Origin of the sequence: Treponema socranskii subsp. buccale (genome assembly GCF_024181585.1) — a bacterium.
Taxonomy (GTDB): Bacteria; Spirochaetota; Spirochaetia; order Treponematales; family Treponemataceae; genus Treponema_D; species Treponema_D buccale.
In genome coordinates this window covers 1265082-1281143 of sequence record NZ_CP054258.1, presented here as the reverse complement: position 1 = coordinate 1281143, position 16062 = coordinate 1265082, and the positions used below count along the sequence as shown (strand labels likewise).

The 16062-nt window shown below is 49.1% G+C and carries 11 protein-coding genes; 8 read left to right on the top strand and 3 right to left on the bottom strand.

The window, feature by feature from the left end:
• Window positions 1-83 precede the first annotated feature (83 nt).
• Window positions 84-2756: a YidC/Oxa1 family membrane protein insertase gene (locus tag HRI97_RS05690; RefSeq protein ID WP_253727185.1), complete on the top strand. Its 2673-nt coding sequence runs from the start codon at window positions 84-86 to the stop codon at window positions 2754-2756.
• A gap of 45 nt (window positions 2757-2801) precedes the next feature.
• Here the strand turns inward: HRI97_RS05690 and HRI97_RS05685 are convergent, their stop codons facing one another.
• From HRI97_RS05685 to HRI97_RS05675, 3 genes are all read right to left on the bottom strand, one after another.
• Window positions 2802-4568, bottom strand: a complete 1767-nt coding sequence (locus tag HRI97_RS05685) for a hypothetical protein (protein ID WP_253727184.1) — start codon at window positions 4566-4568, stop codon at window positions 2802-2804.
• A 111-nt stretch (window positions 4569-4679) separates the two neighbouring features.
• Window positions 4680-6179: a DUF3943 domain-containing protein gene (locus HRI97_RS05680; protein ID WP_253727183.1), complete on the bottom strand. Its 1500-nt coding sequence runs from the start codon at window positions 6177-6179 to the stop codon at window positions 4680-4682.
• Window positions 6176-7576 carry a DUF3943 domain-containing protein gene (locus HRI97_RS05675; protein ID WP_253727182.1) on the bottom strand — a complete coding sequence of 467 codons (1401 nt, stop codon included), beginning with the start codon at window positions 7574-7576 and terminating at the stop codon, window positions 6176-6178. The genes HRI97_RS05680 and HRI97_RS05675 overlap by 4 nt, the downstream gene beginning before the upstream one ends.
• 392 nt (window positions 7577-7968) lie before the next feature.
• On the opposite strand from HRI97_RS05675, the gene HRI97_RS05670 reads away from it, so the two are divergent.
• The 7 genes from HRI97_RS05670 to HRI97_RS05640 all read left to right on the top strand — a co-directional run bounded on the left by HRI97_RS05670 (window position 7969) and on the right by HRI97_RS05640 (window position 16053).
• Window positions 7969-9219 carry a CDP-glycerol glycerophosphotransferase family protein gene (locus HRI97_RS05670; RefSeq protein ID WP_253727181.1) on the top strand — a complete coding sequence of 417 codons (1251 nt, stop codon included), beginning with the start codon at window positions 7969-7971 and terminating at the stop codon, window positions 9217-9219.
• Between the two features lie 137 nt (window positions 9220-9356).
• Window positions 9357-10658, top strand: coding sequence for a phosphoenolpyruvate mutase (aepX, locus tag HRI97_RS05665; protein ID WP_253727180.1), 1302 nt, complete (start codon window positions 9357-9359; stop codon window positions 10656-10658).
• Window positions 10659-10673: 15 nt separating this feature from the next.
• Window positions 10674-11807, top strand: coding sequence for a phosphonopyruvate decarboxylase (aepY, locus tag HRI97_RS05660; RefSeq protein ID WP_253727179.1), 1134 nt, complete (start codon window positions 10674-10676; stop codon window positions 11805-11807).
• Complete coding sequence (locus HRI97_RS05655) at window positions 11804-13639, top strand: 2-aminoethylphosphonate aminotransferase (RefSeq protein ID WP_253727178.1); 1836 nt, start codon at window positions 11804-11806, stop codon at window positions 13637-13639. The genes aepY and HRI97_RS05655 overlap by 4 nt, the downstream gene beginning before the upstream one ends.
• Window positions 13640-13642: 3 nt before the next feature.
• Complete coding sequence (locus HRI97_RS05650) at window positions 13643-14701, top strand: glycosyltransferase family 4 protein (RefSeq protein WP_253727177.1); 1059 nt, start codon at window positions 13643-13645, stop codon at window positions 14699-14701.
• 64 nt (window positions 14702-14765) lie between these two features.
• Window positions 14766-15401 (top strand): D-sedoheptulose-7-phosphate isomerase, encoded by a 636-nt coding sequence (locus HRI97_RS05645; protein ID WP_253727176.1) that lies wholly within the window; start codon window positions 14766-14768, stop codon window positions 15399-15401.
• 25 nt (window positions 15402-15426) lie between these two features.
• The gene (locus HRI97_RS05640; RefSeq protein ID WP_253727175.1) at window positions 15427-16053 is read left to right on the top strand and encodes a DUF2147 domain-containing protein; all 627 of its coding nucleotides are present in this window, start codon (window positions 15427-15429) and stop codon (window positions 16051-16053) included.
• The last annotated feature ends 9 nt before the right edge of the window (window positions 16054-16062 follow it).

Here is a 16062-nt window from a genome sequence, read left to right as displayed (position 1 = left end):
TAACAGTTGAATCGATAAAAACTTTTTTGCAATCATTTTGCAATCATATTGATAAAATATTCCATAAAAAATATAATACGCGTATGGGTTCGATCCTCTTTAACATTATTATTTATCCGCTTATACAAATCATAGAGTTTATTTTTGTGTTTGTACAATTGATATTTAAAAATCCCGGCTTTTCCGTCATGTGTATAAGCGCTGCGGTGACACTGCTCTGTCTGCCGCTTTACGCAGTTGCAGAAAAGTGGCAAGAACTCGAGCGGCAGACGCAAAAAAATCTGAAAGCCGGCATCGAGCGTATCAAAACGACATTTAAAGGCGACGAACAGTATATGATATTGTCGGTGTATTACCGGCAGCATCGCTATCATCCTATCATGGCGCTCCGCTCTTCGTTCGGCCTTTTAATTCAAGTTCCCTTTTTTATCGCGGCATATTCGTATCTTTCGCATCTCGAATTGTTGCAAGGTACATCATTCCTGTTCATAAAAGATATGGGTGCTCCCGATGCACTTCTGAAATTCGGGGGGGGGGGTATAAACCTGCTTCCCATAGCGATGACGCTCATAAACTGCATCGCCGGTGCGGTGTATACCAAGGGATTTCCGTTTAAGGAAAAACTGCAGCTGTACGGCATGGCATTTTTATTTCTCATTTTGCTGTATAATTCTCCCTCCGGTCTCGTACTCTACTGGACTTTAAATAACATATTTTCGCTTTTAAAAAATATTTATTATAAAATAAAAAGTCCGTATAAGATGCACATATTTTTATACCTATTGGCATTTTTTCTACTGTGTATTGCAGGCTTTATCAATTACAACCACAGAGGCTCTCTAAATCTGCGCATAGCGGTTTCGGCTGTTCTTTTAATCTGTGCCGCTTCTCTTTGCGCGTACACATTTTTTGCAAAACGCATAAAAATCGATTTGAGCGGTTTTATTTCAAAAAAAGAAGCTTTCGCGTTGTTTATCTCGTCGGCCGTTCTTTTAACCGTCGTTGCGGGTTTGCTATTACCGACAAATTTAATCGTATCTTCTCCTCAAGAATTTTCGTACATAGACCAATATTCGTCTCCGCTGTTTTTTATCGGCAATACGTTAACGCAAGTCATCGGCTTTTGCCTCTTTTGGCCGATCTGTTTGTATTTTTTATTTTCGGATAAAATAAAACGCGTATTCGCATGTATTTTCGTATGCGCTGCAGTAAGCGCGCTCGTAAATGCGTTTATTTTTCCCGGCTCATACGGCTTCATTTCAACGGCGTTCATATTTGCCCAAGACGTCAAACACACAATCGTTCAATCTGCCGTAAACATATCCGTTTCGGCGCTTGCAGTCGCCGCAGCGTTCATCCTGTTGAAATTCCGCAAATCGAAAATCGTTACGACACTTGCCGCTCTCGCTTCCGTTTCGATATGTACTTTGTCTTTCATCAATACGATACGTATCGTTTCGGAATTCAAAACGCTTGCTTCATATAGAGATAAAGATCAGGCGGGAGGAGCAACAACGGTCGAGCCGATCTTTTCTCTCTCGCAAAAAGGAAAAAACGTCGTCGTGCTTATGCTCGACAGAGCTGTCAGCGTTCTCGTCCCGTATATTTTTGAAGATCATCCGGAATTGAAAACACAGTATTCGGGTTTTACATTCTATCCCAATACGGTAACATTCAACGGCTATACGTCGCTCGGCTCGCCTCCCATTTTCGGCGGTTATGAAGCGACGCCTACCGCAATCAACGCACGAAAGGAAATTACGCTGCTGCAAAAACGTAATGAAGCGCTTATGATGCTGCCGTGCATTTTCGATGCACACGGCTTTCACGTTACGGCATCCGATTTGCCCTATGCGAACGGTAATTGGATCCCGGATATGAGTATCTTCGATCCTTATCCCAACATCAAAACTTACGTTACCGACGGACACTACACCGACCTGTGGTGCAAAGAACACGACCTGCACCTTCCCGATGCAAGCGATGTGATAAAACGAAATATGCTGTGGTATTCGCTTTTAAAAACATCCCCGCTTTTTTTACGCGAAGCGATCTATAACAACGGTTCGTGGTGCGCGCTTACCAATACCAAATCGCTGAGAAAAACGCTCGACGGGTATGCCGTTCTCGATTATCTGCCGCGTCTCGTTTCAATTGTCGGCGACGCAAGCGATAACGCGCTCATCATGGACAACAATACGACACATGAAGGTTCAATGCTGCAGGCACCTGATTACCGTCCCGTTCTCACTGTTACGAAATTCGGCAATGGGAAATATGCGCGTACAGTTGTGTATTCCATAAATATCGCTACGATAATGCGACTGGCGGATTGGTTTCAATACATGAAAGACAACGGTGTCTATGACAATACGCGCATCATCCTCGTCTCCGATCATGGACCGGAGACAAACGTCGTAACGCATAATAATTTGCCGTTTCAGCAGGATCAGTTCAACGCGTTTCTCATGGTTAAAGATTTTAATGCGTCGGGCGAAATAAAAACCGACAATACTTTTATGTCGACCGCCGATGTCCCGTTTCTCGCACTGGATAACCTCATCGCTAATCCCGTCAACCCGTTTACCGGAAATCCGATTACGACGGATGCAAAAAAAGAACCGCTGTATATCGCTATGTCGGGGATGCAGATTTCGGGAACCAACGCATATGAATTTTTGCTCGATCCGAAAAAAGATTACTATATCCATGATAATCTCTTCGAGCCGAAAAATTGGGTGCGCGCGGCGGAATAACAACCTGAATTATTGCAGGGCTCGCGTTCGGATCGATCACAATCGTTACAGCATCGTATACGTGCACGAAAAGGAAAGCTCGACGCCGTGTGCAAAGGAGCCGCTCACGTTTTTATTGTTAAAAACAAAGGTATACGAAGTTTGCGCACCGAATTGAAAATGATTATTTAAAATATAGTTTCCTTTTAGGGTAATGCAGTTCGTATATTGCACGATCCCCGTAAGGCGGTGGGTGCGTGCGAGCGAAGCGGCATCGGAAGCGGAAAGCCCCTGTGTGCCGCCCGTTTTTTTATATATCTTATACAGCACGGACGGATAATAGCTGTAATACTTTTTGCCGCCTTCTACGTCGATCTCGTTTCCGAAGAGACCGAACGAGTTCGTGCCGTGCGCGACAAAGAGGTATTCGAAATCCGCCGACCATTTGCCCGGCTGCACGTAGCCCACTCTCGCCTGCGCTCCGATACAGTCCGGCCCGAACGGAGTGCCGATCCATGAACAGATCGGTATCTCCGTATTGCTCTGCATATCGAGGCGGGAGCGGTACAGCGACCATTCGGCGCCCTGTTTGATATAGCAAAACGGCGTCGTATAAACGGCTTCCGTCGTCGCAATCCAATAGCCGCACCCGCTTTCGGGAAAGGTCAGCTCTACGCCGAGCTGCGCACCGAAACTGTCCGGCATCGCTCTTCCCGTATCGTTGTTGAGTTCAAGCGACGACTGTATTTCGTTTTGCGCATACAATCCGTATATGCGCACATTTTTACACGGCACGATATCGAAATCGATTCCCATATATGCACAGACGTACGCCTCACCGTAATAGGGCTCTTCTTTCGGGCTGATATATTCTCTCCATGCGCCGAACGAGTGCATAATCATAAGCGGATTTAAAAAACGGAATTCAAAAGGACGGGCGACGAGGGTTCCTTCAAGCACGCCCAGCCGTATCCATTTTAAAGGCACAGCTTCAATCCTGTGAATATACATGAACTTGTCTTTTGAAATTTCAGAAACATACATGCCGTACCTTATATACGGCGAATAGAGGTTGAGCTGCACATAGGCGTCGGTTTCAAACGTCGAATTGTAGATGACGCTGCCGGTCTGCGTTTTTCCGACACGCATTCCTGCCCGCGCGATATTGACGTTGACGCCCCAGTTATTAAAATACGCTCCGACGCTTCCGTACGCGTTTCGCGGCCAAAGGAATTCCATATCGCTGAAGTTGTACGGAAAATTGATAAAATTTCGGTCGTTCGACATAGCCCAAAAACTTTTACCGAAAAACGGATCGGCGGCCAAAACGATATAATCGCCGAAAGAAAGCGCAAGCGGCAGCGTAATGAACGGATCCGCCGCATCGCTTCCGATAAACGACGATGCGGCACCGTAGGGTTTCGGTCCCTCGTGTCCGGTATAATCGCTTGCAAACGTCCAGTCGATAGCTTTATTGCTTTTGTACATAAGAGCGGGTTTCGCAATGACATTGAAGTCGAAAGATACTTCTTCCCATTTCAGAAGAAAACCGTTGCGCTTTAGAAAATCCCGCGCTCTTTCATAGAGTTTTTTTCCCGATGCCGAAAGAGCGTCTTCATCGACGGCATCCAAATACATTTTGATTTCCGCAGCCGAAAGGGGCGCGTTGTCCGCAAGAGACGTTCTTCCCGATTCGGCGTTCAGCATATACAGGGCGTCGTATATCCAATGCCCCGACGGAATGAGCTGCTGAGAACTGTGAATTTTCGCAAAACAAAAATGCGAAATCGACAGAAAAATACACAGCGCGCAGATTTTTTTCGCACTTATCATATCGCTATGATAATGATATTCGAACGGAATGTCGAGGTTTTATTCGTACGGGATCATGCGTTCGCCGTAGAGTGCGGGCGCATTTTCTCCGCGCGATGCGTATGCAGGATTTTAAAAATAACGCTTTACGTACAGTTTCCAATCGCTTGTCGTTTGAAAGACGTCGGATCCCTTTGTGTAAAATCCGAATTTTTGATACAAGAAGAACGACAAGCCCGCATAATAATTTTTATACACGCAGTGTTCGTAGGCTGCGTTTCCGTACCAGATAAGGTTGTATCCCGAAGAACCTTCGGGAGGAGCGGAACCGGGTATCGTATAAAACGCGCTGAACGCTCCTTCGAGAAAAAAAGTTCCCGCCCAAAGGTTCGCCGCTTTAAATCCCGTCTTTGCGTTTCCGCCGATTCCCAAATCGTAGAGGCGCTGTTCGCTTCCGTCGTATTTCGATTTTCGTTTGTTCGCTTTGAGATTAAAATAATAATCCGACGCGCCCAAATATGTAGCTCCCATGCCGCTTTTCCACTCGATCGTCCACTTGTGCGGTAAAGCGTATCTTTGACGAACCGAAAAACCGAACGAATTGTTTTGATAATTCAAATCCGTCGCCATGATAAAATCGTACGAAAGATCGAGAGCGAGCGTCGTCGCAACGGCATCGTTCGCTTCAAAAACCCACGAGCGCAAAAAGCCGTCTGCAAATATTTTTATGTCGTAATAATTTCCGTCAAAACTCGCATCGGTCGAAAGCGTAAACCGCTCGAAAGGCTTTTTTACGTCGCGCACGTATGGGTTTCCGTATAAGATGTCGAAACCGATTCCGCCGGAGACGACATTGCGGTAGCCTTTGTCTTGATATGCGTTGTCGGAAAAGCCGAACGCGCTGTCGATGTGATCGGCCGACAATCGAAGTGAAAACTCTTCGATCCCGCCTTCCTCTCTCGGAGCTTTTTCTCCGGTGAGGAGCCGGTTGAAAGCCGCCTGAGGACTTGCGATCCACGAAAGATAGGGATATTTGTCGTCGAGCGAAAGGTAGATGCGATGGAACATTTCGCCCAAAAAGCTTCCGCCGATCGGAGTATGGATAAAGTCGTTGAACGATGGCGGCTCGTTTTCCATCGTATATTCCCACATGAGCGAGCCGAATGCCGCAAACGCAAACGATTGCCAAAAATTAAAACCGTTCGCCCTGCCCGCCGCAAAATAAATCGATCCCTGATACGGATGGCCGATTTGGTTTATTTCGAATTCGTCCTGATCCCACACCCACGGATGCGTGATATTGTGCCCCATCGTTTCAAGAGAAATATCTGCAAACGGCGATCGCGTGATAATTCGATTGAACGTCGTTATGAAAATATTGAACGAAAAAACTTCGCCTGCGGCGATCGCGCCGTGCCGAAAATCGGCTTCGGTAAATTCCGCCTTTTTGAAATCGCGCTCGACCTTTTTGCCGACATCGCCCTCATCCGCTTCTGTAAAAGATGGCGCATCCTTTTCGGTAAAATCGATCGTTCGGGTTTCAGCGCCGGCGCTCCCATCCGCTTGCGCGTAAAGAGCCGCACAAACGCACAATAAAAGTACACAAGCCGCGAGCCGTATCGTTTTTTTCATAGAACCGCCTTTCCGTACAGCCGTACGTTGTTTGAAATAAATTCGACGTGAGGAGCATCGTCGTAAAGATTCCATTTATGATATATAAAATCCCGAGCGCCGATCGAAAAATTTTTCCAAAGCGCGTGTTCGTAGCCTATGTCGGCGTACTGCACAAAGAGCGCTCCTCCGTATCCGCTTTTTCCGTCCGGCAATTTAAATAAAAAATCGCCGTGCACCGACGCTTGAAACGTACCGAATCGCCTGTTTTCGATCGCTATTCCGAGTCCGGCATACGCGCCGGTATAATAATCGTAAGTCCGCTTCGAATCTTTTTTATAATTTGCCAATTTTTTCATATAATAATTGTTTTCAGTCGCATTGATGATATCCCATCCGGCAAAGGCTTCCCATTTAAAATTCCACTTTTCATCTGTCGACGCTATGAGCTGTTTGATTCCCGCGCCGCCCGCGGCCGTCGCGTAGTGTATATCGGATGCGAAAATGACATTGTAGACCGCTTCAACGCCGAAAGTCGACTTCGCGCGTCCTTCGGTCAATATCGGAACGGAATACAAAAGACCGTTCGCAAAAACTCTCACGCAGTATGAGTCGATAAATCCGGCAATCGAAAGATCGAGCGTAAACTGATCGAGGGGAGCTTCGGTTTTATGAGCATAAGGATCGCCGTAGACGGCCTTTACGCCGCTTGCAAAAACGGGGACATCGATGCCGCCCGCATTATCGTAGGTATCGGAAAATTTAATAAAATTCGAAAAAAGATCGATGCTGAAAAAAAGCTCGATCGATTCCACTCCGCCCGATACTTCGGGAGCTTTCGTTCCCGTTACAAAGCGGTTGAACGCATCTTGAGGACTTATGAGCCACGAAAGCGGTTTAAGCCGTCCCTTCGTCGACAAAAAAAGACGGTGCAGCATCTCTCCGTAAAGCGCTCCCGCAAAGGGCGTTACGATCATATCGTTGATCGAAGGCAGACTCGTTTCCATAAACAGTTCCCAAAAAAGAGAACCGGCTGCGGAAAACAAAAAACTTTGATAAAAATTAAAACCGTTCGCTCTGCCCGCGTTGAAATAGAGAGAACCGGCATAAGGGTGCGCGAATTGATTGACGGCGAAGGTATTTTGATCGAACTCCCACTTGCCGCTTGAAAGATGCTTCCACATAAATGACGGATTCGTCTTGGCAAAATCCGCATTGAGTACGATGCTGTCGAACGCGTTTACGGCGAAATTTACGCCGAGCACTTCGGCCGATGCGATAAAAAAGCCGCGAACACCGGGCTTTGCAACGGCAAGAGACTTTTCGGTTTCGCTGTGTTCTTTGCCGTCTTCCGCACGACACGGCAAAACGGCGATGCAGAAAAGCAGCAAAACGATACGGGATAATTTTCCAAACACGACAATAATTTAACATAAAAAATGCCGACTGTAAATGTAAGGCAATACAGGGATTACGCATGAAAAATGTATACACAGAAAAGAGACATAATATAAAATAAAAAAGGCGGAACGCGAGGCAGCGGCAATGCCGCCGAGCCGCTCAGACCGATGGCAAGCGAACTTTTTGGTAAAAAAGTTCGCGCAGTCCGATTCCAATCACGGTCTGCCGCGGCGAACGGCAGGGCTGCTGCCGGGAGTGCAGCCGATTTTTTACGGTAATGGTTATTTTTTGAGGAATATAGATTCTCATGCGTAAGCCCTGTAAGGCAATACACGTTTTATTGATTGAAACGGCGATCCGTGATAAAATACTATTTATACGCAATAAAAAAGTTTTTACGGGAGTAATTATGCAGACGGCTTTATTTTTATATATAGATCCGGGAACGGGCAGTATGCTCTTTTCGATCCTCATCGGAGCGGCTGCGACGCTTTTTTTTCTCGGCAAAGCGGCGCTTTTAAAACTGAAATTGTTTTTTTCAGGAAACCGAGGCAAAGGAGCGCAATCCGCCGACGCATCGTATAAACAGTACGTCGTCTACTGCGAAGGAAAGCAATATTGGAACGTCTTTAAACCCGTCGCGGACGAATTCGAAAAACGGCGGCTTCCCCTCGTCTACTACACATCGGCCGAAGACGATCCTGTTTTCGAACGGCAGTATCAATTTGTTAAAGCGGAATATATCGGCGAAGGAAACGCCGCATTTGCACGCCTCAACCTTTTAAGCGCAGGCATCGTTTTGATGACGACGCCCGGCCTCAACGTGTATCAGCTCAAGCGCAGCAAAAACGTAGGTCATTATTCGCACGTGCTCCACATGCCGAACGACGCGACGACGTACCGCCTCTTCGGCCTCGATTACTTCGATTCCGTGCTGCTCACCGGCGATTATCAAAAAGCGGACATTCGTGCGCTCGAAGCTCAGCGAAACATCGCAAAAAAAGAGCTCGTCACCGTCGGCTGTACCTATCTCGACGTGCTTGCGCAAAAGATCAAAGCGATTCCCGAAGAAGAACATCACGTCTTTACGGTGCTCGTCTCTCCGTCGTGGGGAGATGTCGGCGTTTTGAAAAAATACGGCGAAGGTCTTCTCGATCCGCTTGCCGCGACGGGATGGCGCATTATCGTACGTCCGCACCCGCAGTCGAAAAAGTCTGAAGCCGATATGCTCGACCGTCTCGAAAAGAGATACAAAGACAGCAAAAACGTCGAGTGGGATTACAACCGCGACAATATTTACGCGATGAAAAAAGCGGATATCATGATTTCCGATTTTTCAGGTATCATATTCGATTATGCGTTTTTATGCGATAAACCGGTCATGTACGTCAACGCCGATATCGATCTGCGTCCCTACGACGCCTACGATCTGCAAAAAGAGCTGTGGCAGTTTGCGATGCTGAAAAAGATCGGCATCAAACTCGAAGAAGCGGATTTTCCGTCGATCAAAGACGTTATTCAAAACGCGAGCGACAGCCCTTCCCTTGCCGCAGCACGCAGAGAAGCGAAAGAAGAGGCATGGATGTACGAAGGCAAAGCCGGCGCGAATATCGCCGACTTTATGATCGAAACCGTAAATGCGTTAAAAGCCGCCGTGTGAGTCGTCAGGTTGCGGCAATATTTCGTTACCGGTATACTTTTTACATTTGAATTTCAGTGCCGGTAATCTTTGAAAAGTTGTAATTCGATAACAGACGATATGCATGCGACAGAAGTTTTCAGAGGAGCGATATATTTATGAGTAAAACGGTATACCTCGGCATAACGGGTGACATCATCCATCCCGGCATCATCAACATCATCAACGAAGGCGCAAAGAGAGGAGAGCTCATCGTCGGATTGCTCACCGATTCGGCTATCGTCTCGCACAAGCGCCTCCCCTACTTAACGTACGAACAGCGCAAAGCGGTCGTCGAAAGCATCAAAGGTGTTTCGCGCGTCGTGCCGCAGGAAGCGTGGAGCTACGTGCCGAATTTAATAAAATACAAACCGGACTATATAATTCACGGTGACGATTGGAAATCGAATTATTTAAGCAAAATACGAGATGAAGTGTTCGAAGCGATGAAAGCGTGGGGCGGCGAAGTGATCGAAATCCCGTATACGCAAGGAATCAATTCGACCGCCCTCGTCGAAGGCGCAAAGACGATCGGAACGACGCCCGATATCCGCTTAAAAAGCCTCCGCCGCCTCATCGCCGCAAAGCCCGTCGTGCGCATCATGGAAGCGCATTCGGGTTTGAGCGGACTCATCGTCGAAAACGCCGAAGTGACGAAAGACGACGGCATCCACCGCTTCGACGGCATGTGGTCGTCGAGCCTCACCGATTCGACGGACAAAGGCAAACCCGACATAGAAGCGGTCGATTTGACGACGCGGCTGCAGAGTCTCACCGACATCCTCGAATGCACGACAAAGCCGATCATCTACGACGGGGACACGGGCGGCATCACGGAGCACTTCGTGTTTACGGTGCGCACGCTCGAACGGAACGGCGTTTCGGCGGTCATCATCGAAGACAAAGTCGGTCTCAAAAAAAATTCGCTGTTCGGGACGGACGTAAAGCAGGAGCTCGCGACCGAAGAAGAGTTCTGCCATAAAATCAGCGAAGGAAAAAAAGCGCAGGTGACAAAGGATTTTATGATCATCGCGCGCATCGAAGAGATCATCGCAGGCCGTTCGGTCGACGAGGCGCTTGCAAAAGCCTTTGCGAGCGTCACAGCCGGAGCCGACGGCATTATGATCCACAGCAAAGATAAATCGGGAGAAGACATTAGAACGTTTTGCGAAAAATTTCGAAAAGAATACAAGAATATTCCGCTCGTGCTCGTTCCGACAACATACAATCAGTTTACCGAAACCGAACTCGCCTCTTGGGGTGCAAATATCGTCATCTATGCAAACCACATGCTGCGTGCGGCTTACCCCGCGATGAAAAAATGCGCGGAAACGATTTTGCTCTCGGAGCGTTCCCTCGAAGCGAACGAACTGTGCATGCCGATCAAGCAGATACTCGAGCTCATCCCCGGAACAAAATAACTTAAGGCGGTACCTATGATTCGACCGGAATATTTTTACGATCTTTTGCAAAAGCACGGCTCCGATTTTTTTACCGGAGTACCCGATTCGCTTTTAAAGAATTTCTGCGCCTATGTGACGGACACGGCTCCCGAAGACAAACACATCATCGCGGCAAACGAAGGCTGTGCGCTTGCGCTCGCGTCGGGCTGGCACTTGGCGACGGGAAAGACGCCCGTCGTCTATATGCAGAATTCGGGACTCGGCAACGCGGTGAACCCGCTTTTATCCCTCGCGGACAGCGACGTCTATTCCGTGCCGCTCGTCCTCCTCATCGGATGGAGGGGTATGCCGGCCGTCCACGACGAACCCCAACATATAAAACAGGGCAAAGTGACGCTCGCCCTGCTCGACGCCATGCGCATCCCCTACGTCGTTACGGCGGAAAGCGAAGACGAACTTAATAAGCAAATCGATTACTGTTACGCATGTACGGAAAAAGCGTCGGCGCCCTTTGCCTTTGTCGTAAAAAAAGATACGTTTGCGCCTTACGCGCTCAAAAATAAAACCTCTTCCGATGCGGAGATGACACGGGAAGACGCAATAGAGCGCATCGTGCTGCATTCTCCGAAAGATGCGGTCTTCGTTTCTACGACGGGCATGGCGTCGCGCGAACTCTTCGAGCTCCGCGTTAAACACGGCATGAGCGGCGCGAACGATTTTCTCACCGTCGGCAGCATGGGGCACGCGTCGCAAATTGCGCTTTCGATCGCCATGCAAAAAAAGGATCGGCTCGTCATCTGTCTCGACGGCGACGGAGCGGCTATCATGCAGATGGGCGGACTTGCGACGATCGGCGTGCGAAAGCCGGATAATATGATACACGTCGTCCTCAACAACGGCGCCCACGATTCGGTCGGAGGTCAACCGACGGTCGGTTTAAAAATCGATCTTCCCGGAATTGCAAAAGCCTGCGGCTACGCGCATACGTATTCGGTAGAGGATGCCGCTTCACTCGAAGCCGCCCTCAAAAACGCGCTCTCCGAAAAAAAGACGGCGTTTATCGAAGTAAAGATACGAAAAGGTGCGAGAGCGGATTTGGGACGTCCGACGACATCGCCTCGGGAAAATAAAAAAGCGTTTATGGAAGTGCTGAGGAGGAATGTATGATCAAAGAAGCGGTTATCGTCGCGGGAGGATTGGGCTCGCGCTTCGGCGGACGGACTGAAGCGATGCCGAAAGGGTTTATCGAAATCGAAGGAGAGGCGATCGTCGAGCGTTCGGTGCGGAAACTCATCGCAAACGGCGTCGAACGCATCATCATCGGTACGGGACACTGCAGCGAATGGTACGACCGGCTCGCAAAAAAATACCCGTGCATCGTGACGGTACGGAACGACGATTACGCGAAGACGAGCAGCATGGGAACGCTTGAAGTGTGCGCGCCGCTCGTCACCGGAGATTTTTTTCTGCTCGAAAGCGATCTTATCTACGACGCCGTCGGATTAAAAGTGCTCGCAAACGATGCGCGCGAAAACGTCATCCTCGCATCAGGCCCGACGAACAGCAAAGATGAAGTGTACCTCGAAACCGACGAAAACGGCGTGCTCAAAAACGTGAGCAAAAACCGAAGCGAAATTTCCTCCGTCGCAGGCGAACTCGTCGGCATCACAAAACTCGGCAAAAAAACGCTCGATGAAATGACGGCGTACTACCGAAAAGATTTTCCGGCACATATAAAAATCGATTACGAACAGGTGCTTAAAGCCGTCGCACAGCAAACGCCGATCTATGTGCGCACCGTGCAGTATTATGCGTGGACGGAGATCGACGACGAAGCGATGTTCACCCGCGCAATCGAAACGATATGGCCGCGCATCGCCGAAAACGAAGAGTTGCAAAATATCCGGCGCGAAGTGCTCTTGAACCCGGGGCCTTCGACGACGACCGACAGCGTAAAATACGCGCAAGTCGTAAGCGATATCTGCCCGCGCGAGAGCGAATTCGGAGAACTCATGGAGTGGTGCTCGAAAGAGCTCACGAGATTTGTCGCAAAAGAAGACTCGTACGCGACCGTCATGTTCGGCTGTTCCGGCACCGGAGCCGACGAAGCGATGATCTCTTCGTGCGTGCCGCCGAGGGGCAAACTGCTCGTCGTCGACAACGGCTCTTACGGAGAGCGACTGGCGAAGATAGCAAAGATATACGATATCGATATGACGGTGTTTAAAAGTTCGACGTACGAAGCCCTCGATGCGCAAAAACTCGAAAACGCTTTTCAGTCGGAAAACTATGCGGCGCTCGCGATCGTCTACCACGAAACGACGACGGGATTGTTAAATCGACTCGATATTCTGTGCCCGCTCGCAAAAAAGTACGGTATGATCACCCTCGTCGATGCGGTAAGCGCATACGGCGGCATGCCGATGGATCTCGAAAAGCTCGGAATCGATTTTATGACGTGCACGTCGAACAAACACATTCAGGGTATGGCGGGCATCGGTTTTGTCGTCGCAAAAAAATCGGAACTCGAAAAGCAAAAAGACTGGCCGATGCGGAATTATTATTTCAACCTCTACGATCAGTACCGCTATTTTCTCGAAACGAAGCAGACGCGCTTTACGCCTCCGGTACAGACTTTTTACGCGCTGCGCCAAGCGATCATCGAAACGAAACAGGAAACGATCGAAAAGCGCTTCGAGCGCTATACTGCGTGCTGGAACATACTGACGAAAGCGCTCGAAGAAATCGGTTTAAAGATGCTCGTAAAAGCGGAACTGCAGTCGCATTTTATCACTGCGATCCTTATCCCCGAAACGAGCGAGTACAGTTTTACCGCCCTGCACGATTACGCGAAAAAAGCCGGTTTTACGATCTATCCCGGAAAACTCGGAAACATCGATACGTTCCGCATCGCAAATATGGGCGACATACGGCCCGAAGAGATGGAGCGATTTACGGTATTGCTGCGCGAATACATGCATTCCATAGGAGTTTGCTGATCGATGAAAATCGCCGTCGATGCGCGCATGCTCGGTTCGGGCGGAATCGGCACTTATATCGCATCTCTTTTGCCGTATTTTTTGGAAAAAAACGAATGCTTTATTTTCGGAAATACCGAAGCGATCGCTCCGTTCGGAAAATACGAAAATGCGGAAACCGCCGAATGCCGCGTCAAAACCTTTTCGCTTGCCGAACGCTTTGCCTTTCCGCGCGAATTGCGCAAAAAAATCAATTCGTGCGATGTGTACTATACGCCTTATTGCAATATTCCGTCCGGTATCGAAATCCCCGTTTTTTCGACGATCCACGACGTCGTCTTTCTCGACGTTCCCGGCCTTACATCGAAAGCGGGAGTCGCCGCACGGAAATACTTTTATCAGCGCGCGCTCGACAAATCCCGCGCAGTCTTTACCGTTTCCGAATTTTCGAGAGACCGCATCAGAGCGACGCTTGACTGCAAAAAATGCTCGATCGTCGTCACATACAGCGCACTTCCGGAATGGCTGTCTTCGAAACCTTCTCAGGTCGTGCACAAAATCAGACAGTTGCTCTTTGTCGGCAATATAAAAAAACACAAGGGGCTTTCCGTTTTGCTTGGCGCACTGAAAAAAGCGCGGAAAACGGGCTTCGATATGCCGCTCGTCATCGCCGGAAACGCCGATAATTTTCGAACACGCGACACGACTGTTGCCCGCGAAATTGCCTCCCTTCCCGAAGGCGCCGTCCGCTTTACCGGGCGCATTTCGGATGCAGAACTTTTAGAACTCTATCGGACATCGACGCTTCTCGTTCAGCCTTCGCTCTATGAAGGTTTCGGTCTCCCGCCGCTCGAAGCGCTGTCGCTCGGAACGAAAGCGCTCATATCGGACATCCCGGTGTTCAAAGAGATATACGAGGGATTTCCCGTCACCTTTTTCAGATCAGGCGATTCGGACGATTTGGCCGAAAAGCTCGTTTTTTGCGCAAACGATGCGACACCGCTTCCGCCCCTTCCCGACCGCTATTCGTATAAAAAATCCGCCGACATCATATCGGCCGCACTCGATTTTTACCGCGCATAGATCGTATCGACACGCATAGCGCGGGTGATTGTTTTTTCGCTCTCGATGCGATATAATCGACAGTATGATAGATTATATTTCCGTTTTGCTGTCGCGATACCCCTCTCTTTCGGTATGCGAAAAAGATATCCGGCTCGCGTCCGAGCTTATCAAAACCTGCTATGAACACGGCGGGAAACTCCTCATCGCAGGAAACGGCGGAAGCGCCGCCGACAGCGATCACATCTGCGGAGAGCTTTTAAAAAGCTTTGTAAAAAAACGCCGGATCGAAAAATCGTTTATCGACGCGCTTACCGCAATCGACGCCGATGCAGGTGCATATCTTTCGGATAAACTCGAAGGCTCGCTTCCCGCAATTTCGCTCGCAAACCAAAGCGCCGTCATGACGGCAAGCTTAAACGACGTCGACGGCAACGCGCTCTTTGCGCAGCAGCTTAACGGCTACGGCAAAGCGGGCGACGTTTTTTTAGGCATTTCGACGAGCGGAAACGCAAAAGACGTCGTCTATGCGGCAGTCGTCGCAAAAGCGAAAGGGATGAAAACGATTGCGCTTTCCGGCAAAACCGGCGGAAAGCTCGCGCCTCTCGCCGACGCCGCGATCGTCGTACCTGAAAACGAAACCTATAAAATTCAGGAACTGCACTTACCCATATATCACGCGCTCTGCCTGCAGATCGAAGAGCATTTTTTTGCCGACTAGTTGTGTATCGCACGAGGAGATTTTTATGCATGCAAAAAAAATTGCCGCAGTCCTCGTTGCGGCAATCTGTGTCGGTTTGCTTTACGCCTCTTCCCCCGAACCGTACGATTATTACGAATCGGCGCCCGGTTATGCCGAACCTTTCGACTCGGATGACGATGAGTCGACCTTCGACCGAAATACTCCGATCGACAGAGAGTATGAAGGAAGCGATCCCGTCGAAGGCTATTGGATTGCGACAAATCAGCGCACGGGAGAAGCGCTGTGCGGCTGGCACATGTTCGTACAGGACGGCATATTGTACGGCGTCATCCTTTCGGCAAAGGATGCGACGAACGAAAGCATCGCTTTCCGAGCACGAGGCCCCTACCCCGATTTTCCCGAAAAAGGCAAACTCGACAAAAAACCGATATTCGGTCCGACGTGGATTTACGGTCTTAAAAATGCGGGAACGGGTCGATGGAAGAGAGGCTATATCATAAACCCCGACGACGGAAATTGTTTTCGCTGCAAAATCACGTTTTGTAAAGCGGACGGCAAACGGTATAAACGCGATTATATTAAAATGCGCGGTTCGCTTCGCGGCGTCGGCATCGGCATAACACAGCTGTGGCCTGCGGCGACAAAGGCCGAAGCATCGGGCATACGATAGGAGAAAACC

Bases quoted from the DNA above. Each gene is read 5' to 3' on its own strand.
- HRI97_RS05645 (WP_253727176.1), top strand. From the start codon at position 14,766: ATGATAGATTATATTTCCGTTTTGCTGTCGCGATACCCCTCTCTTTCG.
- HRI97_RS05670 (WP_253727181.1), top strand. From the start codon at position 7,969: ATGCAGACGGCTTTATTTTTATATATAGATCCGGGAACGGGCAGTATG.
- HRI97_RS05650 (WP_253727177.1), top strand. From the start codon at position 13,643: ATGAAAATCGCCGTCGATGCGCGCATGCTCGGTTCGGGCGGAATCGGC.
- HRI97_RS05685 (WP_253727184.1), bottom strand. From the start codon at position 4,568: ATGATAAGTGCGAAAAAAATCTGCGCGCTGTGTATTTTTCTGTCGATT.
- HRI97_RS05680 (WP_253727183.1), bottom strand. From the start codon at position 6,179: ATGAAAAAAACGATACGGCTCGCGGCTTGTGTACTTTTATTGTGCGTT.
- HRI97_RS05655 (WP_253727178.1), top strand. From the start codon at position 11,804: ATGATCAAAGAAGCGGTTATCGTCGCGGGAGGATTGGGCTCGCGCTTC.
- aepX (WP_253727180.1), top strand. From the start codon at position 9,357: ATGAGTAAAACGGTATACCTCGGCATAACGGGTGACATCATCCATCCC.
- HRI97_RS05640 (WP_253727175.1), top strand. From the start codon at position 15,427: ATGCATGCAAAAAAAATTGCCGCAGTCCTCGTTGCGGCAATCTGTGTC.
- HRI97_RS05690 (WP_253727185.1), top strand. From the start codon at position 84: ATGGGTTCGATCCTCTTTAACATTATTATTTATCCGCTTATACAAATC.
- aepY (WP_253727179.1), top strand. From the start codon at position 10,674: ATGATTCGACCGGAATATTTTTACGATCTTTTGCAAAAGCACGGCTCC.